The organism is Streptomyces sp. NPDC029296 (assembly GCF_055569255.1).
In genome coordinates, this window is the sequence record NZ_JBVHXT010000068.1 from 13,860 (window position 1) to 32,234 (window position 18,375).

14 protein-coding genes and 1 pseudogene are annotated in these 18,375 nt (G+C 71.9%); 3 read left to right on the forward strand and 12 right to left on the reverse strand.

The window, feature by feature from the left end; translation table 11 throughout:
* Positions 1–217: 217 nt before the first annotated feature.
* The 4 genes from ACZ4W9_RS38030 to ACZ4W9_RS38045 all read right to left on the reverse strand — a co-directional run bounded on the left by ACZ4W9_RS38030 (position 218) and on the right by ACZ4W9_RS38045 (position 4,514).
* Positions 218–1,423 (reverse strand): alpha/beta hydrolase family protein, encoded by a 1,206-nt coding sequence (locus ACZ4W9_RS38030; RefSeq protein WP_467943802.1) that lies wholly within the window; start codon positions 1,421–1,423, stop codon positions 218–220.
* Positions 1,424–1,715: 292 nt separating this feature from the next.
* Positions 1,716–2,990, reverse strand: coding sequence for an RNA polymerase sigma factor (locus ACZ4W9_RS38035; RefSeq protein WP_467943803.1), 1,275 nt, complete (start codon positions 2,988–2,990; stop codon positions 1,716–1,718).
* Positions 2,991–2,999: 9 nt separating this feature from the next.
* Complete coding sequence (locus tag ACZ4W9_RS38040; protein ID WP_467943804.1) at positions 3,000–3,401, reverse strand: YciI family protein; 402 nt, start codon at positions 3,399–3,401, stop codon at positions 3,000–3,002.
* A gap of 411 nt (positions 3,402–3,812) precedes the next feature.
* Entirely contained in the window at positions 3,813–4,514 is a 702-nt protein-coding gene (locus tag ACZ4W9_RS38045) for a bleomycin resistance protein (RefSeq protein WP_467943805.1), read from the reverse strand.
* A gap of 313 nt (positions 4,515–4,827) precedes the next feature.
* On the opposite strand from ACZ4W9_RS38045, the gene ACZ4W9_RS38050 reads away from it, so the two are divergent.
* Entirely contained in the window at positions 4,828–5,031 is a 204-nt protein-coding gene (locus tag ACZ4W9_RS38050; protein WP_189751582.1) for a cold-shock protein, read from the forward strand.
* A 164-nt stretch (positions 5,032–5,195) separates the two neighbouring features.
* On the opposite strand, the gene ACZ4W9_RS38055 is transcribed toward ACZ4W9_RS38050, so the two are convergent.
* Together ACZ4W9_RS38055 and ACZ4W9_RS38060 are read right to left on the reverse strand one after the other, a co-directional pair.
* Entirely contained in the window at positions 5,196–5,882 is a 687-nt protein-coding gene (locus ACZ4W9_RS38055) for a DUF642 domain-containing protein (RefSeq protein WP_467943806.1), read from the reverse strand.
* An 80-nt stretch (positions 5,883–5,962) separates the two neighbouring features.
* Entirely contained in the window at positions 5,963–6,592 is a 630-nt protein-coding gene (locus tag ACZ4W9_RS38060; protein WP_467943807.1) for a DUF642 domain-containing protein, read from the reverse strand.
* A 193-nt stretch (positions 6,593–6,785) separates the two neighbouring features.
* Here ACZ4W9_RS38060 and ACZ4W9_RS38065 point away from each other — a divergent pair, with 193 nt between their 5' ends.
* A complete protein-coding gene (locus ACZ4W9_RS38065) occupies positions 6,786–7,457 on the forward strand; it encodes an RICIN domain-containing protein (protein ID WP_467943808.1) in 672 nt (223 codons plus the stop codon).
* A gap of 106 nt (positions 7,458–7,563) precedes the next feature.
* Here ACZ4W9_RS38065 and ACZ4W9_RS38070 read toward each other — a convergent pair whose 3' ends face one another.
* The 3 genes from ACZ4W9_RS38070 to ACZ4W9_RS38080 form a co-directional block, all read right to left on the reverse strand.
* A complete protein-coding gene (locus tag ACZ4W9_RS38070; protein ID WP_467943809.1) occupies positions 7,564–8,373 on the reverse strand; it encodes a polysaccharide deacetylase family protein in 810 nt (269 codons plus the stop codon).
* Between the two features lie 369 nt (positions 8,374–8,742).
* Entirely contained in the window at positions 8,743–10,191 is a 1,449-nt protein-coding gene (locus ACZ4W9_RS38075) for an FAD/NAD(P)-binding protein (protein ID WP_467943810.1), read from the reverse strand.
* A 276-nt stretch (positions 10,192–10,467) separates the two neighbouring features.
* Positions 10,468–11,133: a hypothetical protein gene (locus ACZ4W9_RS38080; protein ID WP_467943811.1), complete on the reverse strand. Its 666-nt coding sequence runs from the start codon at positions 11,131–11,133 to the stop codon at positions 10,468–10,470.
* A 118-nt stretch (positions 11,134–11,251) separates the two neighbouring features.
* Between ACZ4W9_RS38080 and ACZ4W9_RS38085 the strand changes: the two are divergent.
* Positions 11,252–11,471: pseudogene (locus tag ACZ4W9_RS38085) on the forward strand (IS1380 family transposase); the annotation flags it as partial.
* Positions 11,472–11,596: 125 nt separating this feature from the next.
* Here the strand turns inward: ACZ4W9_RS38085 and ACZ4W9_RS38090 are convergent.
* Genes ACZ4W9_RS38090 through ACZ4W9_RS38100 form a run of 3 tightly spaced genes read right to left on the reverse strand, consistent with a single transcriptional unit; the run spans position 11,597 to position 18,218 of the window.
* Positions 11,597–12,760 (reverse strand): macrolide family glycosyltransferase, encoded by a 1,164-nt coding sequence (locus ACZ4W9_RS38090; RefSeq protein ID WP_467943812.1) that lies wholly within the window; start codon positions 12,758–12,760, stop codon positions 11,597–11,599.
* On the reverse strand, positions 12,760–15,012 hold the full coding sequence (locus ACZ4W9_RS38095; protein ID WP_467943813.1) for a cytochrome P450: 2,253 nt from the start codon (positions 15,010–15,012) through the stop codon (positions 12,760–12,762). Before ACZ4W9_RS38095 ends, ACZ4W9_RS38090 begins: the two co-directional genes overlap by 1 nt.
* Positions 15,009–18,218 (reverse strand): type I polyketide synthase, encoded by a 3,210-nt coding sequence (locus ACZ4W9_RS38100; protein ID WP_467943814.1) that lies wholly within the window; start codon positions 18,216–18,218, stop codon positions 15,009–15,011. The genes ACZ4W9_RS38095 and ACZ4W9_RS38100 overlap by 4 nt, the downstream gene beginning before the upstream one ends.
* Positions 18,219–18,375: the final 157 nt, after the last annotated feature.

Here is an 18,375-nt window from a genome sequence, read left to right on the forward strand (position 1 = left end):
GACGCCAAGCATCCGCCCCCCCCCCCCCCGATCCCCCCCCCCCCCCCCCCCCCCCCCCCCCCCCCCCCCCCCGGGACCAGGCCGGTACGGGGACCGGTCGGAACGACGGCGGGCGCGGTCCCCGGGGGCCGGCGGGCAGCGAGCAGCGGTTCCTCCCCCGCTGGAGGACGACCGGTCAAGGGCTCCCATGGAGCCGTGGTGCCGCGCCCCCGGAAGCTCAGGTGAGGAACTCCATCGCCGGGAAGGCCGGGGACGGCCCGTCGAGCAGGTGCCCCCGACGGTGCCGCAGGTGCTTGTCGAAGAACGCGAGCGGGTACGCCTGCTGGGCCTTCACCGCCTCGCCTGGATCGAGGGTGCCGATCACGTCCCGGAGCTGCTGTCCGCTCCACCCAAGCAGCTTCGCCACCTGTGGAAACAGCGCCTCGTTGTCGCCGTACGAGGCGTGGGCGGCACCTTGGGCCTGGATGTTCAGGCGCCAGCTCCGCAGGTGCGACCAGAATGCGGCGACCTCGGGATCCGCGGCTCGGGTGAACTCCGCGGACATCATCATGAACGGCCGGTCCAAGTCGCCGGTCAGTGGCGGGTCCATCCGCATCGGACCGTCAAGGCTCAGCCCGGCCCGGATGCGCTCGTCCGCGAGCGTGGCGCACGCGGTGGCCGTCCCACCCTTCGACCAGCCGAACGCGCCCATCCGCCGCGGGTCGGGGGAACCGAGCAGTCCGGCCGGCAGCTGCCGGTGATCGACGTCGGGATTGTGCCCGGCGGCGAGTTGCTCGACGCAGTCGAGGACGAAACGCAGGTCGGCGGCGAAGTCCCCCGGCAGCGTCGGCGCCTGCCCGTTGCGGAGCGGAACGCCGATCCGGCCGTCGGGGAACTCGGTGTAGGTGTCGTACTGATGAGCTACCGTCACGACCGCGTATCCGTGGCTGGCGAGCTCCTGGACCGTGATGGTGTGGTCGCCTTGGTGGCTGTGCGCGCCGTGAGAGAACACGACGACGGGCAGTCGCCGACCCGATCGCCACACCGGAGCACCCACGCGGCCGGCGGAGAGCGGGCCCGACTCGGCCAGATCACTCAACCCGGCGTCGTCGAGGAACGCACGGAGTGCGCCGGCCGGCATCCAGGGCGCCACCGGGTACCGCTGGACGTCCCGGGCGGGATACCAGACGGTGGCCATCAGCTCGCGGAAATGCCCGGGTCCCGCGATGTCGTCCGGCCGTGACCGGTCGACAAGGCGCAGTTGCACCGTGCCCACCGGGTACGGCCCGGTCGGCGCGGGCAGCCGGAGTCGTGTCATGGCCGACGTGGCGGCGGCGGGATCGGCAAGGGCGGCGAGCGGCAAGGCGGTCCCGGCGGCCAGCGTGACTCCGAGCAGGCTACGGCGCGTCATGCCCTTCCGGGCGTTGAACTGCGTGGTGGTCATGGACTCTCCCTTGGTGATGGAACTCCGACCGTGCCGCACCGGGCAATCCGTGGGCACAAGCAGACGCTGTCACCGGCCTCCCCGCACGGCATTGGCCCACCGTTTGATTTTTCGCCGGGGCATCGGCCCGTGGGTTTACATCCCGGGAACGAGCGGTCAGCGGTTCGTCCGTCGCGAGGCCGCCGGGATCGGGCCGATCCGGCTCCGGGCCGACAGGCGGGTTGATCCCGGGAGTGATCGCGGCGGCCGGAGAGCTCCTGGATGATGGACGGCGCCGCGCCTCCTTCGCGGGTCAGACCTCGAGTGGCCCACCTCCCGTGCCCGCTCGTGCGGCCAGTCGGGCGGCGAGCAAGCTGAGGTGGTGCCGCTCCGGGAGGCTGGTGGTGCGGCGGGCGGCGGTGCGGTAGTCGGCGACGGCGGCCTCCCTCTCCCCGGCGAGTTCGTGCAGATGGGCGCGGACGGCGTACAGCCGGTGGTGGCCGGCGAGCGCGGGGTGGGGGTCGGCGAGCAGAGCGAGGCCGGCGGCGGGGCCGTCCACCATCGCGACGGCGACCGCCCGGTTCAGGGTGATGAGCGGGTTGTCCGAAATGCAGGCGAGCACCCCGTACAGAGCGAGGATCTGTGGCCAGTCCGTCTCGGCGGCGGTGGGTGCCTCGTCGTGGACGGCCGCGATCGCCGCTTGCACCTGGTACGGGCCGACCGGGCCGCGTGGCAGGGCGGCGGTGATCAGTGCGACGCCTTCTGCGATCGCGGCTGTGTCCCAACGGCTGCGGTCCTGCTCGGCGAGTGGGACGAGTTCGCCGTCCGCGTTGGTGCGGGCGGCTCCGCGCGCCTCGGTGAGCAGCATCAGCGCGAGCAGGCCGGCCACCTCGGTGTCGTCCGGCAGCAGCGTGTGGACGGCCCGTGCCAGGCGGATCGCCTCCCGGGTGAGTTCAACGCGTCGCAACTCGGGGCCGGTGCTGGTGGCATAGCCCTCGTTGAAGATCAGGTAGAGGACGTGCAGCACCGCGTCCAGCCGGGCCGGCCACTCGACGTCGTCCGGTATCCGGAACGGCACACCGGAGTCCTTGATCCGCCGTTTGGCCCGGCTGATCCGCTGGCCCATGGTCGCCTCGGGGACGAGGAAGGCGCGGGCGATCTCACCCGTGGTCAGCCCGCCTACCGAGCGAAGAGTGAGCGCGATCGCCGAGGCCGGCGACAGCACAGGGTGGCAGCACAGGAACAGCAGCGTGAGGGTGTCGTCGTGCGCGCTCTCGTCTGCGGTGTCGGCCCCCGGCGCCGACCGCCGGTCGGCCGGGATCTGCCCGGCCACCAGCTCCTCGCGCCGACGGCGGGCCCGCGCACTGCGGACCTGCTCGGTCATCCGGCGGCCGGCGACCTGGACCAGCCAGCCGCGCGGGTTGCGGGGCACACCTTCGGCCGACCACTGGGTGGCGGCGTGCAGCAGAGCTTCCTGGACGGCGTCCTCGGCATCGGCGAAGTCCCCCCAGCGGCGGGTGAGCACGCCGACGACCTGCGGCACGAGCGTGCGCAGCAGGTCGTCGACGGCTGGTCCGAAAGTCGTCACCAGGGCGGCTCAGAGCTCGGCGGGCGGGGCCGCCATGACTTGGCGCACCTCGATCGGCATGTTGAGCGGCCGGCCCCCCGGGCCGGGAGCGGCGGATACGGCTGCGGCGATCTCGATCGCCCGCTGCTCGGTGCCGCAGTCCACGATCCACCAGCCGGCCACCCACTCCTTGGACTCCGGAAACGGCCCCTCGGTGACGACCGGCGTGCCGCCGCTGTGGGAGCGCACGATCCGGGCGGTCTCCGGCATGGCGAGGCCCTGGGCGTCGACCAGCTCACCGGCGGCGGCCAGGCCGGCGTTGGTCCGCTTCATGAACCGGATGTGTGCCTGGATCTCCTCGGGCCTCCACTCGTCAAGCTTGGGGAAGTCGACGCTGTCCTCGCTGAACTGCATCAGCAGCATGTACTTCATGGTCCGCTCCTCGTTCGTCGTACCCGCCCCAGGGCGAGGGCTGTCACGGGTAGGTAGAAGCACGCCCGGCGTTTTCGACATACTTCCTGACGGGATTCCAAGGAGGAACTCAGCGGTCGCCCCAGAGGGGGACGAGCCCTCGGCGGCCGAGACGCCGCCGCAGCACCACACCGGCCGAGACGGCCACGGGCATTCACTTTCCTCGGACCAGGTCAGGGGCCGGGACCGTGGAGGCGGCACGCCAGTGGCGGGCGCCCTCCATGGCCTTCGACCTTCTCCACGGCGGCGCGGCCCTGACCCGCCGGCGCACCGAGCCGTGGCGATCAGATACGGCGGACTCGCCGTCCGCTACGAGGCGACCGCGCTGGCAGCAGTCCCCGACGCGTGGCTAGAGAAGCGCTTTCCCGGCCCTCAGTCCAATAACTGCGCGAGGCGCTTGAGGTCGTCCTGCACGGACTCCCGTTCGTCCGCGGTGAGATGCACTGCGGTGGCCTCGGCAAGCGCGGACGTCGCGGTTTCCTCGTCGCCGAGACGGGTGGCGACGTCAGCACGCAGCACGAGCAGACGAAGCAGTTGCACAGGCGTGGGCCGCTCGCCTTGAAGGCGCAGTACCCGGTCGATGACCTTGGCGGCGCCCGCCAGGTCCTCTTTGGAGTCGGCAAGGAGGGAAGCGTGGTGCACGGCCCGGGCGAAGGTCTCCTTGGGGGCGGGGCGGTGGTGCTGGTCGTCGCTCATCTGCTGCCCGATGCGGATGCAGTTGCCGCCCGGGTCGGTCATGAGGAACTGCCGCACGCCGTGTGAGGTGTTCTTCAGCGGCCCGATGCGCGGCAGCCCGCGGTTCGGTACTCGTCCGTACGCCGCCTTCAGCCCGGCCCGGAACGTCTCGTGCAGCCCGTCGATGTCATCGGTCTGGACGATGCACGTACTGAAGGACTCGGCCGGCTCGTAGTGCTTCATCCCGAAGAAGTGGAGCTGTATGCCGCCGCGCTGGACGACCGCGTACGGATTGGGGCTCTTCTGCTGGAAGGTCACCTCGAACCCAAGGGCGGTGTAGAAGTCGAGAACGGGCTGGATGGTCCGGCACGGCAGGATCGGAATCGTCTTCTCGCTCATACCGACCACTCTAGTCAAATTTGATCAGAGGGTTGAGGGGTACGTACGCCGACGGTGCCTTACGGGTCCTCAGCGGCGTACGCGAGCTTCGGCGGCCTCACGACCGTTGGTAGGCGACGACTTGCCCCGGTTACGATCGGCCGGCTCGCGTTCGGGCGGCTTCGCAGCGCGGCGCCCGGGCCTCACCAGCGTGTCGCCGGTGGGATAAGCGGGGTGGTCGGGGGTAGAACGGCTGATGGCTCGTGCGGTGTACGAGCCGGAGCACGCCCGGAGAGAGGGCTGTTCCCAGGCATGACACGAAGGATCAACCAGTATGGCCAGCGGCACCGTGAAGTGGTTCAACGCCGAAAAGGGCTTCGGCTTCATCGAGCAGGACGGCGGGGGCCCGGACGTCTTTGCGCACTACTCCGAGATCAACGGCAGCGGGTACCGCGAACTGACCGAAGGCGAGCACGTCACCTTCGACATCGGCCAGGGGCAGAAGGGCCCGCAGGCGCAGAACATCACCCGCGGCTGAACGGGCAACGGAGCACACGAAGTGAGGCGGCTGCCCGGTCCGGCAGCCGCCTCACTCATGTCCCCCGGTGGACCAGGACCCATTCGACGGCATCCGCACCCGCGCGGACATACCCGCGGTGACCGTCTCCTACACCGGTCCGGGCCCGCTGCCCGGGTCCCGGATCACAGGGTGGTGGCCGTGGTCCCGGCCGGTGTGTCCGCCTCGCGACGGGAGTCGGCTGCCGGGCGCAGACCCACACGGGTGATCTGGGGTCCGCAGTGCGGCAGCGTCTCGGTGTCGGACTGGGAGAGGAACCGGAGGACGGTGTCGTCTTCCCGGGCGGTGAACCGCCGGGACCGGGCGGTCCAGGCGGGCTGGTGACCGGTGCCGGACGGCCGGTAGGTGACGGCGCGGGTATCGCCGATCAGGAGCTGGTAGGGCTGGTCGCCGGCGTTCTTGTCCGCGCAGCTTTGCTTCTCCGGATCGAATCCGGTGGGGTCCTGCCGGGCTCCGGGCCAGGTGTCCGGCGCGTCCTGCCAGGTCAGTTCGTAGCTCTGCCCGGCCGTGGTGGCGACGCTCTGGCTGATGGCTCCGTTGTGCGAACCGGTGAGGTCGGCGGACTGTGCGCCGTCGAGGCGGGCCAGGGAGGCGCTGTAGAGGTCGATGTTGTCGCGGGTCAGTGACCAGTGGGCCGGACCCCGGGCGGAGTCGTTGGTGAGGCGCAGGTAGGTGCCGGCGGGGGCGGCCGGGTCGGTGAAGGTGCCGTTGCGGACCGACGGCTCGGCGGCGGCGGTGCCGTGGGCGGTCAGTAGGGTCACCGTGACGAACAGGGACATTGCGGCGAGCAGGCAGGCGGCGGTGTGTTTCAACCTGGGTCTCCTGGAAAGGTGGGGCGCGCTGCCCGCGAGGCAGCGCGCCCATCGCGTGTGGACGGGGCCGGGCCGAAGGGTCAGCTGTTGCCGCTCTTGAGTTCCTTGAGTGAGACGCGGGTGATCATCGCGCCGCAGTGGTCGGGGGCCACGTTGTTGTCGGAGGCGGAGATGAACTGCACGACCGTGTCGTCCGCCGTGGCGGTGAAGTCCAGGCGGTTGGGGTCCGGCGGCTGCCAGGACGAGGTGGGGGTGTAGGTCTTGGTGCGCTGGCCGGTGACGGCGACCTGGTACTTCTGGTTCTCCGCGGGCTTGACCCCGCAGCCCTCCCAGGTCTCGGTGCGTTCCTGCCACGTCAGCCGGTACCGGGTGCCCTCGTTGAGGTGGACGGCCTGCCTGATGGTGGCTTTGGGGCCGCCGGTGAGGTCCGCGGCCTGGGCGCCGCCGGCGCCTGCCTCGTGTTCGGAGAAGATGTGCACCTCGCCGGCGGTGACCTCCCAGGGGGCGATGGGGGTGTCGGTGTCCGAGTTGAACGCCTTGAGCCGCTGCTCGCGGGTGACTCCGGGGCTCAGGAAGCTGCCGTTGTCGATGAGGTTGGGCCCGACGGGGGCTTCCGCGATCCGGTGGGGAACGCCGGCGTGTGCCTGCGTGAGGGGCGCGGTCAGGAGCGTCGCGGCGATCAGGCCCACAGCTCGTGTGGTGAACGACATGCGGTGTCCTTCCGGTGAGGGAAACGATCGCGGTCACGCACCTGGCGGATCGTGGCCGCGTGCCTCTCGCGTGCCCTCCACTTGGCGCCCCGCACTGCTTGTCACTCGTTCGGGGCGCCCTGAAGGGAGCACCAGCGCGTGCTGAGTGCGCACGTGACGTATCGGCGTGCGCCCGCGCACAAGTAATCGGAACATGAGCTTCCGTGCGCGGTACGTCCAGGGCTTACGGTCGCTTCGGCAGACGGCGCAGTGGACAGAAGAACGGACGACGCCCCACCCCGAGGACACGTCGGTCCTCGCCCGCGGGTTCACACCGCGCCCCTGCCGCCTGGAGGCCGTCGGCCGCGCCCATCGAGTGCCTGGCCGTTCCCGGCGCCCGCCCAGAAGACCATCCGTCACACCGCCCTACCGAGGCGTCACGATCCGCGTCGCAGTCCATCCCGGACTCGTCGTGGACGTGGCGGGGCCGACCACGGATGACGGTGCCCGGATCCACATGCGGAAATACACCGGCGCCAACGACCAGCTCTGGCTGCCCGTGCCCGCGGGAGAGGACACATCCGAGATCCGCAACCTGCACAGCCGCACGTGCCTCGACGTCCGCGAGAGCAGCGACGCCCTCGATACCGACCTCATCCAGTACCACTGCCACGGCGGACCGAACCAGCACTGGTCGCTACGCCGGAGCGGCGACGGTCTCCAGCTCGTGGCCGCCGGCTCACACCTGTGCGCCGACGTCTTCCAGGACGGTGGCAACGAACCTACAGCCGGAGCCCGGCTCGTCTCAGTACGCCTGCAGCAGCCCTGCCCGCAACGACCAGCGCTGGACCTTTCAGCCCACCTGAATCCCCGTAGCCTTCGCTAGGGCCGTCATTGGGGTCGACCCTGCATGCTCCTGATACGACTGTCCCGGACGAAGGCGCAGGCCGGCGACTGGAAACCGTGGCCCTCCAGGGCGGGGTGATGGGGGTTCAGGAGGTGAGCAGGGTGCGCAGGTCGATGACGGCGTAGTCGCGGGCGGTGAGCGCGTCGAGGATCCGGGGCAGGGCCTGGGCGTCGATCACCTCGGTGCGGCCCTGTGAGGCCCCCACGTGCATCTGAAGGATCGCTCCCGGCCGCAGGGCGTCCAGTGCCCTGTCCACTGCGCGGTCCACCGTCATGCCGCCGTCGGTTCCCTTCCATCCGTTGGTGTCGGTGGTGAACTCGATGTCCGCGAAACCGAGGGCGTTGACCTCTCTGATGTGCGCGGGACTGGTCTCGCTGTACGGGAACCGGAAGAACGGCGTCAGCGCGCGGCCCGCCCCGGCCACGCGCAGGGCCCGGTCCGCCGCCAGCACTTCGCGCCGCCGTCCGGCCTCCGCGAGGTCCTTGAAGTAGGGATGGCTGAAGGAGTGGTTGCCCAGCCCGTGGCCGGCTGCCGCGATCCTCCTCACCACCGCGGGATAACGGTCGGCGAAGTCGCCGGTCAGGAAGAACGTGGCGGGTACGCGGCGGCGGGCCAGCTCCCCGAGGATGCTGTCCAGGCCGGCGTCGTTCCAGGCCGCGTTGAACGTCAGGGCGACCATCCGCTCGCGCGTACGGATCACCCGGTTCTCCGACCCGAACAACGCTCGCGGTCCCTGGCCGTCCACAACCGCCGCCAGGCGCGGCGTGACCGCCTCGGCCGACCGGGCCACCGGAGACTGCGCCAGTACCCCCAGCAGGACAGCGGACAGCCCGGCTGCCCCCAGCAGACGCCAGGCGGGAAGGCGTCGATCCGCGAACACAGAAAGTGCGTGCATGCCCCCGCCATCGGCCAACAGCTCCCCGCCCTTGAGAGAATCCGGCTTCGCGGTCCCTGTTGGTGCCCCCTGACGTCGTGCGGCTCCGAGCCCGGCTACACCGGTCTGGACACCTGCGACTGCACAGCGGGTCGCCGCCGGGTTCCCCGTCGAGATCAGTCGAGAACATCTGTTCCGGATCTCGGACCAGGTGACAGACGGGGACGGGTGGCGAAGAACCAACGGTTGGCCGCCAACGCGTCGTCGGGTTCCGGGCGGGGGCCACGGCCGTGCACGGCGGTGAAGTGGATCCGCGGTGACTCGACGCCCAGCTTCACCTCGTAGGCCTCACGGCCCGCTCGAACTGCCGCTCGGCCCCGCCGCGTACCTTCAGCACCAGTTCGACGCCCTGGTCGGCGGGCGGTGCCGTCGCGGGCCGGCAGGGGGGTCCGCGCGGGCGAGGACCGACTCCGCGACGGTGATGGCCTGTTGCCGGATCTCCGGTATCGCCGTGCTCTCCCACAGCTCGCCCCGGCGCAGGGCGCCGAGCACCCACAGCGGGCGCCGGGCGCGGCCGCGGGCGTCGCGCAGCCGGCCGTCCTCCGTCTCGACCCCCATGTCCAGCGGGTCGGGCACGGCCAGCCCGGCGTCCAGGAGGCTCTGCCACAACGGGTCCGACGCCTCGCTCAGACCCAACCCCGGACCGGTGCAGTCCACGACCCGGCCGACGGTCAGTTCCCCGCGTCCGTCCCGGCCCTCGATCCGTACGCGCAGGGTGCCGTCGTCCGGCTGCTCGGCCGCCGTCACACGACCCGCGTGGAGGCGCAGCCGGCGCGTGCGGATCATCCGCTGGACCGCCTCCGCGGTGTCCGGGGGCATGCGGTGCCGGTGGACGTTCCACCAGGAACTGTCCATGGAGACGAACTCCCGTCGCTCCTGTGCGGACAGGGACGACCACAGTTCGGCGGTGACCGGGCGCAACCCGTCCACGGCCGGACGCCAGTCGCCGTGTGCCCGCACCGTGCGGGAGACGTGGAGGCGTATCTCCTTGCGCAACTCGGGCAGCGGGAGGCCCCGCAGCGGGACGGGGCAGGGCACGGCGGGCAGCGGGTCCACCGCGTGGGCCAGGGGCAGTAGGCCGTGCGGGGAGACGGCGTGCACGGTGCGGCCCGGCCGCTCCAGGAGCAGGGCGATGTCCACGGCGGTCAAGCCGGTGCCCACGAGCAGGACGTCCTCGGTGTGCTCCGCGCGGCAGGCGTCCAGGGCGCCCTGGGCCCACGGATCGGCGACGAAACGGTCGCTCCGGCGCAGTGCCGGGGGCGCCCAGGACGACGAGCCGGGCAGCGGCCCGGTGGCCAGCACCACCCGGTCGGCATGCAATGTGCCGGAATCGGCCAGGTCGAGGAACGCCTGTGCGGTGGAGTCGTCCCAGCGGCAGGCGACGGCCCGCACGCGCAGCCGCCGCAGGGTGACGACGCTCCGCGCGGCCGCGGCGGCCCGGCCGAGGGTGTCGTCGAGGTAGGCGCCGTAGCGGTGGCGCGGGACGAAGCTGCCCGGACGCACCCCGGGCGACCCGTGCTCGCGCAGCCAGCGCAGGAAGTGCCCGGGGTCGTCGGGGTGGCAACTCATCTTGCCCACAGGCACGTTCAGGCGGTGGCGCGGCTCTGTGGTGCCGTAGGCCGTACCGTGCCTGACGCCGTACGCCGGATCGACGAGGACCAGGTCGAGGGGGGTCTGGCGGCGCGCCGCGATGTCGCAGAGCTGAACGGCCACGAGGGCCCCGGCGGCGCCCGCTCCCACGACGGCCACCGTGGTGCTGGTCCGATCCGCTGCCGGCATGTTGGACCTCCTGTCTCGCCGGGGGCCCGGACGGTGAAGCCCCGACCCGAGTGAGTTCACCGATTCAGTTAACTCACCGACCGGCGCGTGCACAAAACCCCCTGGTTTCACGGTACTTGCGTGCACGAAGAGTGGCCGTCCGTGAGGCCGCCCGGTACGGTGCCGCGATGCGTGTAACGGCCAAGACCGACTGCGCCGTTCCGGCTGGACCGAACCCATATCGCAAGCCAGCTGACGGGCCACGAAGCCAACCTCGCGAAGCGGGCGCGCCTGGCATCATCCATCGTCGTCCACGCCTCCTCGCAGCCCCCACTCGTCGAGGCCGGAGTAGATCAACGCGACGCGGCCTCCGGGGAAGCCGAGTGACGTGGCTTCCCCGCCATAGAGGGCTATCAGTGAGTCGGGCCCCCTCCACCAGGTGTCTGCCACGCCCATCACCTCGCGCACCGGCACGTAGCCGTTCAGCTCGATGCCGTCGACGTCATCACCGACGAGTTTGGTGACCTGTCGTGCCCATATAGACGCGTGGTGAGCCAAGGCGAGGGATTCCACCCAGCCCTCGATGGTCGCGTGGAGGGGTGCCCACCTCTCTGCATGGATACCGAACTCACCAGACGGACTGATCATGAACGAGTAGGGGACTGCTGTCCGCTGCGTCCCGGCTTCGAACCACCACCCCGCGGAGTCTGCTTCGGGCGAGTCCGGATCGAGGTACTTGGGGCCTCCGTCGTACTGCGGTGCGGGCGGCAGGAGCAGACCGCCCCATCGTTCTTGGTAGGCCGCCATTCGATCGATCACCGCTGCTGGGATGTCCCGCTCGAGCCACCACTGCCTGTGGCCCTCGACGGGGCGAACGTCGACCCTGACGCCGTGCGTGCCGACGAAGGACCGCGCTCGTCGGGTCAGGCCGTCCGGCACATCGTTGATGAGGTGAAGATTCACCCGACGCACGCTACGCAGGAGCCGTGGCGAAGGCTTGTTCGGGGCCGGCCTCAGTACCCAGAAGCGGCTCTCCCACGAACCACGGCCCTATTCCGCACGCCCGAACATCCGAAGCTGCCGGGAACGACCGCTCTCCGGGGCTCGCCCGCGGCTCGCGGATGCGGAAGGCATGCGGCCGGCCTGCCGCGCCCCGGCCCCCTGGCCGGCCGATCGCCGGGCTCGGGTTCCGCCAACGGCTGTGGGCCCGGGTCGAGGACCGCATCCGCGCGGCCCAGAACCGGATCCGGCTGGAGATCGTGCAGATCGCTCTCGCCCTGTGGGCCTGGATGCCGATGCTCCCGGCGCCGGCTTCGTTCGCGCAGGCCGGTCAACGGCCGGCCCGAGCACGCCGTACGAGGCCGTGCGCGGGGACGGGCTCCACCGGGTGGGGTGCGGGTGCGGGCTGCCCGGTGGAGTCCGGCCGCTACCGTGTCGGCGGCTTCTCCAGGACGTCCGCCCCCTTCGACGCGCCGCCCGCCCCACGCACGATCCGGCTCAGGGCCGCCGCCCGGGGGCGGCAGGACCGGACGTCCTGGACGGCGTCGCGCAGGCCCTGCACGGTCGGTTCGGCGAGCGTCCTGCCGACCCGGAGTTCCTCCGCCCGCCGGGCGACCGCCCGCTGTTCCGGGATCTGCGGCACCGCCACGAAGGGCACCCCGTGGTAGAGGGACTCCATCGCCGAGTTCATCCCGGCGTGGCTCAGGAACACCTCGGTGTGTCGCAGCACCGCCACCTGCGGCACGTGCGCGTGTACCTCGATGTTCGCCGGGATCGGGCCCAGCGTCTCGTGGTCCAGCCCGCCCACCGCCATGACGACCTGCCAGTCGCTGTCCCCGAACGCCTCTATGCAGGTCCGGTAGAACTCGGGCCGGTCGTTGAAGACGGTTCCCAGCGATATCAGCAGCACCGGGGCCCGCGATCGGGGGCTCCACTCCTCGGCGGTCTGGCGGTTGCTCAGCGACGGCCCGACGAAGTGGAAGCGCTCGTCGAAGGTCTCCCCCGCCATCTGGAACTCGCGGGGGATGAACACCAGGCTCGTCGGGGCCACGTGGCCGAACATCAGGTTCGGGTCCTCGAGGAAGGTGTGGCCCTGCGCGAACTTCCCCATGTCCTGGATCGCGGCCACCAGCCGGGGGTTGGTGTGGTCGAAGTCGGCCGGTAGGTACACCTGCGCGGCCGAGAAGGACTCGTTCTCCGCGAAGGTCGGCACCAGGGAGATCTCCCGCACGCCGAGCAGGTTCGCCAGCATCCTCCCGGTGAAGGTCACCGAGTCGTAGCACACCGCGTCCGGCGGGTCGGCCGAGAAGTGCTCGGCCAGGACGGGGAAGGAGGCACGCGCGTCGTCGAGGTAGTACTCCATCGTCACGGCGAGTTGTTCCGCCGTGAACTCCCCCCGCGCCGCCATGTCGGGCGGCAGTTGCGAGGGCAGGGTCACCGGCGCGGCCCCGGCGGTGACGGGGCCGTCCATGGTGGCCGGTCCCGTGGCGTAGCTGACCCGGTGACCGCGCCGTACCAGCTCTTCGACCAGCGGCAGGGTCGGGTTCACATGCCCGGACGCGGGCGCGCTCACGAAGGCGAAATGGGCCATCAGCTGTCCTCCAGGATGACCGGCAGGGTCTTGTGTCCGTTGGTGAAGAAGGAACCCAGCGGCTCGAGTTCGGACGACGGGACGGCCGGCTTCAGCCGGGGGAACCGGGAGAACAGCGCGGACAGTGCCGTCGTCGCCTCCAGCTTCGCCAGGGGGCTGCCGAGGCAGTAGTGCACGCCGTGTCCGAAGGTGAGGTGGTCGGCCCGCGACGGCCGGGTGACGGAGAAGTCCTCCGCGTCGGCCCCGTGCCGCACCGGGTCGCGGCCGGCCGCGCCGTAGGACAGCAGGATCGCCTCGCCCTCGCGGATCCGCACGCCGTCCACGGAGATGTCCTCCACGGCGTACCGCAGCGGCAGGTTCGGCACCGGCGCCTGCCAGCGCAGGGTCTCGTCCACCACGTCCTCCCATGTGCTGGTCCCGGACCGGACCAGGGCGAGCTGGGACGGGTGGGTGGCCAGCGCGTGGATGGCGTGGTCGAGCAGGTTGACCGTCGTCTCGAAGCCGGCGGAGATGGTCAGCAGCAGGGTGTCCAGCAGTTCCCGTTCGGACAGTCGTGTGCCGTCGGCTTCCCGCGCGGCGATCAGGTCGCTGGTCATGTCGTCGCCGGGGTCGCGCCGTTTGGCGGCCACGAGGTCCTTGAGCAGCATGTACAGCTCGCCGGAGGCGGCCTGCACGCCCGCCGGGTCCGCGTCGAGGCTGAACACCGCGTCCACCAGCCGTCGCAGGTCCGCGCCCGTCTGCGCGGTCACCCCGAACAATCCGGTGATGACCTGGATCGGCAGCGGGAACGCGAACCGTGCGCGCAGGTCGACCGCCTGCCCCGGCGGCACCTCGGCCAGGTCGGCGATCAGGCCGGCCGTGATCTCCTCGACGCGCGGCCGCGTCGCTTCGATACGGCGCGGGGTGAACGCCTTGGCCACCAGGCTGCGCAGCCTGGTGTGGTCGGAGCCGTAGGCGGTGAACATGTTCTGCATCGCGACCCACATGATCAGCGGCCAGTCCGGCGGGATGTCGCCGTCGCGCCACATGGGCCAGTGCTTGTTCGCGTCCTTGGAGACCTTCGGGTCGAGCAGCAGCTTCTTCGCCAGGTCGTGTCCGGTGACGGCCCAGGCCGGCACGCCACCGGGCAGTTCGACGGGCGTGGCCGGGCCGCGTTCGCGCAAGGCAGCGGCCTCGCCGAAGATGTCGCCGCCCGAGGGGTCGATGACATACGCGTCGGCGGGCGGGGCCTGTGCGCGCACCGGTTCGGTGAAGGTGGTGGTCGTACGGGGCTTGGGCGGCTCGGTGACCTCCAGCAGGGACGCGGTGAACCGCGAGCCCATGCCGAGGCCGATCGACATGATGGTGTCGCCGGGCTCGAGGGTCTCGTCGTGCAGCAGGTGGTCCATGCCGAGCAGTTGGTCGCACGGCCCGACGTGGCCGAGCTCGCGCAGCATCGGCCAGGTGGTGCGGTCCAGGTCGATGCCGAGCGGCTCCAGCACGACGACCTCCAGTTGGGCCAGGCCCAGACCGGTGACGACGAACCTGGTGATGTCGGCGACGGCGACGCCGGCCTCCTTGGCGGCCTGCTCGACCGCGGTGACCAGTGCCCCGCTCATCAGCGTCAGATACGGCGCCAGGCCGGTGACCTCGATCGGCGTACGGTTGCGGTGGCCCTCGGGGTCCGGGATCGTCGGGGTGGCGAGGACCTCCATCTGGGTCGCGGAGCTGTTGGCGGTCGCGACCAGCCGCGCCCGGCCGCCCTCGCGGTTGAGCACGGCCGCGACCGCACCGTCGGCCAGGAAGATCCCGATGGTGGGCTGCCAGCGTTCCCACCGCGGTGGCAGGAACCGGGCGGTGGCCGTGACCAGGGTCGCGGTCGCGGCCGGGTCGGCCACCAGGTGCGCGGCGGCGGACTGCAGCGCGGCCGAGCCGCCGTTGCTGGTCGCCTCGACCTCGTAGACGAGGGCGTGGCCGAGGCCGAGGACGCGCTGCAGGTGGCAGGAGGACGCCATGTGGTCCTGGTGGTCCATCTGGGCGTAGGCGGCCATGGAGATGTCGGTGCCGCTGAGGCCGGACTCGCGCAGGGCTCCGATCGCCGCGTGCACGGCCATCGCGTGCTCGGTGACGTCGTCGGAGCGGGTGAACGACACGAAGTCCGACAGCGCGAGCAGCCGCCGCATGGTATCGGTGTCCGGCACGGCCCGCGTGGCGGGCGTGCGGGGCGGCAGATAGCGCCCCGTTCCGCCGATGTAGACGTTGTCCCAGATCATGCATCGTCCTTTCCCCTGAGCGCGGACAACCCGGCTCCGTATCCGCTGAAGTCGAGGAGCCACGTGCTGATGGCCAGCGCCGTGGCCGCGGAGTGCTCCTCCAGTACGGTGAAGTGGTCGCCCGAGACGGTGAGCACTTCCTGGGCGGTGGTGGACAGCCGGGGCCACGAACGCTTCCGGGTGCCCACCAGCAGCACCGGCGCGTCGACGGGCTCCGGGGCGCCGGCCAGATCGAGGTAACGGCCCATGGCCACCAGCCGGTCGTCGTCCACCGGCTGGACCTGGTGGCCGGCGTCGAGCATGCCGGTGAGCACACCCGGCAGGTCGTCGGGGTAGCCGTCGATCAGCACCACGGCGCTGGGCCGGGCCCCCCGCCGTTCCAGTTCCCCGGCGGTCGCCAGCGCCAGCCACGCGCCCACCGAACGGCCGACCAGCACCGGCGCGGCGACGGCCGACGCGGCCTCGGCGAGTGCCTGGACCAGGGCGTCGGCGTCCGCGGGCAGCGGGTCGCCGGCGAAGCCCGGCAGGGTGACCGCCGTGACGTCGCGGGCGGCCTCCAGCGCCGCGGCGAACCGCCCGTACTCCTCGATGCCGCCGGACGCGAGCGCGGACGGCAGGCAGACCAGCGACGGCTGGAGGAAGCCGGCCGCGAGGGCGACCGCCTCGGCCTTGGGCGCGTCGGTGGCCGGGCTCAGCCGGGACGCCGTGGCCAGCAGGTCGAGGCCGTCCTGCGCGCGGCCGACGTCGACGGCCTTGCGCAGCAGGCGCTCCATCGGCCCGGCGTCCCGGTTCTCCGGGGAGCACAGCTGTCCGTAGAGGTGGTTGACGAGCTGTTCGGGCGTCGGGAAGTCGAAGACGAGGGTCGCCGGGAGCTGGAGTCCGGTGGCCGCGTTGAGCCGGTTGCGCAGTTCGATGGCGGTCAGTGAGTCGACACCGTGGTCGCGGAACAGCTGTCGCGGGTCGTCGATCCCGCCGGGGGCCATCCCGAGGATGCTCGCGCTGTGCGTGACGACCAGGTCGAGCAGCAGGGCGCGCTGCTCGGGTTCGGGCAGGGCTTCGAGCCTGGCCCGCAGGTCGCCGGGGCCGGCCGCCGGGGCCGGCGTGCGCCGCGGCCGGGCGAGTCCGCGCAGCAGCGCGGGCGGGGTGTCGATCGCCGCGAGGTCGAGGCGGACCGGCACCAGTGCCGGGCGTGCGCCGGCCAGGGCGGTGTCGAACAGGTCGAGGGCCTGCTCGGTGGCCAGCGGCAGCATTCCGGTCCTCGCCAGCCGGCGGTGGTCGGCCTCGGTCAGGTTTCCGGTGATGCCGCTGGACTCGGCCCACTGGCCCCAGGCCAGGGAGGTGACCGGCAGACCGCGCGCGTGCCGGTGTTCGGCGAGTGCGTCGAGAAACGCGTTCGCGGCGGCGTAGTTGGCCTGCCCGGGGGCGCCGAACACCCCGGACGCTGAGGAGAACAGCACGAACGCCCGCAGGTCCAGGTGCTCGGTGGCCTCGTGCAGGTACCACGCGGCATCGGCTTTGGGGCGCAGCACCGTGTCGATCTGCTCCGGTGTCATCGTTCCCACCACGGCGTCGTCGGCGATCCCGGCGGCGTGCACGACGACCCGCAGGTCGGGGATCGAGGCGACGAGGTCCCTCAGTGCCCCGCGGTCACCGGCGTCGCAGGCGACCACGGTCAGGGCCGTGCCCAGCTCCTCCCGGAGCCCGGGCGGCTCGACGCCGCGGCGGCCGGCGAGCACCACGTGCGGGGCGCCGTGCCGCGTGACCAGGTGCCGGGCGACCAGGACGCCGAGGGTGCCGGTGCCGCCGGTGATCAGCACGGTGCCGTCCAGGGGCGCGCCGTCCAGGGGTCCGGCCGGCCCGGTCGGGGCGGTCCTCACCAGTCTCGGTACGAGGGCGGCTCCGTCGCGCAGCCGGATCTCGGGCTCGCCGTCGCTCACGGCGGCGCGCACCGCGGCGGGGATCGCTCGTCGTGAGGCGGCCGTGCCGTCGTGCCGGACGGTCAGGATCCGCCCGGGGTTCTCGCTGTGCGCGCTGCGCAGGAAGCCGCGGGCGGCGGCCGAGGCCAGGTCGTCGCCGGTGAGGACCACGAGCCGGGCCGGTGTGTCGGTGGCGAGGAACTCCCGGACCGTGCCGAGCAGTTCCCGGGTCATCGCGTGGGCGGCCGCGCCCGGTTCGCCCTCGCCGGTGACCTCGTGGAGGACCGTTTCGGTGTCCGGGCCGTCCAGTGCCGTCATCGGGGTCCAGTCGACGGCGAACAGCGTGTTCGGCCGGCGCCCGGCGCCGGGACCCGCCGCTTCGACGGGCCGCAGGACGATCTCGTCGATGCTCACGACCGGCGTTCCGGCGGTGTCGGTGATCCGCACCGCGCAGGTGTCCGGCCCGGTCGGGTGCAGCACCACGCGGACCGTCGCGGCCGACCCGGTGACCGACACACCGGAGAACGAGAAGGGCAGCCGCGCCGGGTTGCCGCCGGCGCCTCCGTCCTCGGCCGCGTGGCCGGCGAGCAGGGTCAGCGGCTGTATGGCGGCGTCCAGGAGCGCGGGGTGGACGCGGTAGCCGGTGAGCTGCGCGGGGTCCGCGGGGAAGCTCACGTCGGCGTGCAGGTCCTCGCCGTGCCGCCGGATGCCGGTGAGCCCCTGGAAGGTCGGCCCGTAGTCGTAGCCGGCTTCGGCGAGCCGGTCGTAGAGCGAGCCGATGCCGATCGACGCGGCCTCGCTGTCGTCCGCCCCGGGCACGGCCGCCCGGTCGGCCCCTGTCGCCCGGTCCGCCGGCGGACCGAGCACGCCGGTCGCGTGGCGGGTCCACTCGTCGGGCTCGGCGGAGGTGCGGGAATGGACGGTGACGGGCCGGCGTCCGGTGTCGTCGGGCGCGCCGACGGTGACCTGCACGTGCGCATCGTCGCGCTCGGACAGCACGAGCGGCGCCTCCAGGACCAGCTCGGACAGTACGGGGCTGGCCGTGTGCTCGCCGGCGTGGGCGGCCATGTCCACGAACGCCATCGCGGGCAGCAGCGTCGAACCGAGGACGGTGTGCTCGGCCAGCCACGGGTGGACGGACGCGGAGAGCTTCCCGGTCAGCACCACGCCCTGCCCGTCGGGGAGCTTCACCAGGGACCGCAGCAGCGGGTGGTCGGGCGTGTCGAGGCCCTCCGACGGGGTGGTGGGCTGGAGCCAGTAGCGCTCGTGCTGGAAGGGATACGAGGGCACCCGCGCACCCGACGTCCCCACCGTTGTCGTCGCGGGTGGCATCCAGCGCACGGCCCCGTCCACCCACAACCGGCCCAACCCCGCCAGCAACCGCTCCGGAGAATCACCACCACGCCGCATCAACCCATTACCCACCAGCAACGGATGCGGACCCACC

Coding starts and splice junctions, on each gene's coding strand:
- ACZ4W9_RS38030 (WP_467943802.1), bottom strand. CDS start 1,423: ATGACCACCACGCAGTTCAACGCCCGGAAGGGCATGACGCGCCGTAGC.
- ACZ4W9_RS38040 (WP_467943804.1), bottom strand. CDS start 3,401: ATGAAGTACATGCTGCTGATGCAGTTCAGCGAGGACAGCGTCGACTTC.
- ACZ4W9_RS38045 (WP_467943805.1), bottom strand. CDS start 4,514: ATGAGCGAGAAGACGATTCCGATCCTGCCGTGCCGGACCATCCAGCCC.
- ACZ4W9_RS38050 (WP_189751582.1), top strand. CDS start 4,828: ATGGCCAGCGGCACCGTGAAGTGGTTCAACGCCGAAAAGGGCTTCGGC.
- ACZ4W9_RS38060 (WP_467943807.1), bottom strand. CDS start 6,592: ATGTCGTTCACCACACGAGCTGTGGGCCTGATCGCCGCGACGCTCCTG.
- ACZ4W9_RS38065 (WP_467943808.1), top strand. CDS start 6,786: ATGAGCTTCCGTGCGCGGTACGTCCAGGGCTTACGGTCGCTTCGGCAG.
- ACZ4W9_RS38070 (WP_467943809.1), bottom strand. CDS start 8,373: ATGCACGCACTTTCTGTGTTCGCGGATCGACGCCTTCCCGCCTGGCGT.
- ACZ4W9_RS38075 (WP_467943810.1), bottom strand. CDS start 10,191: ATGCCGGCAGCGGATCGGACCAGCACCACGGTGGCCGTCGTGGGAGCG.
- ACZ4W9_RS38090 (WP_467943812.1), bottom strand. CDS start 12,760: ATGGCCCATTTCGCCTTCGTGAGCGCGCCCGCGTCCGGGCATGTGAAC.
- ACZ4W9_RS38095 (WP_467943813.1), bottom strand. CDS start 15,012: ATGATCTGGGACAACGTCTACATCGGCGGAACGGGGCGCTATCTGCCG.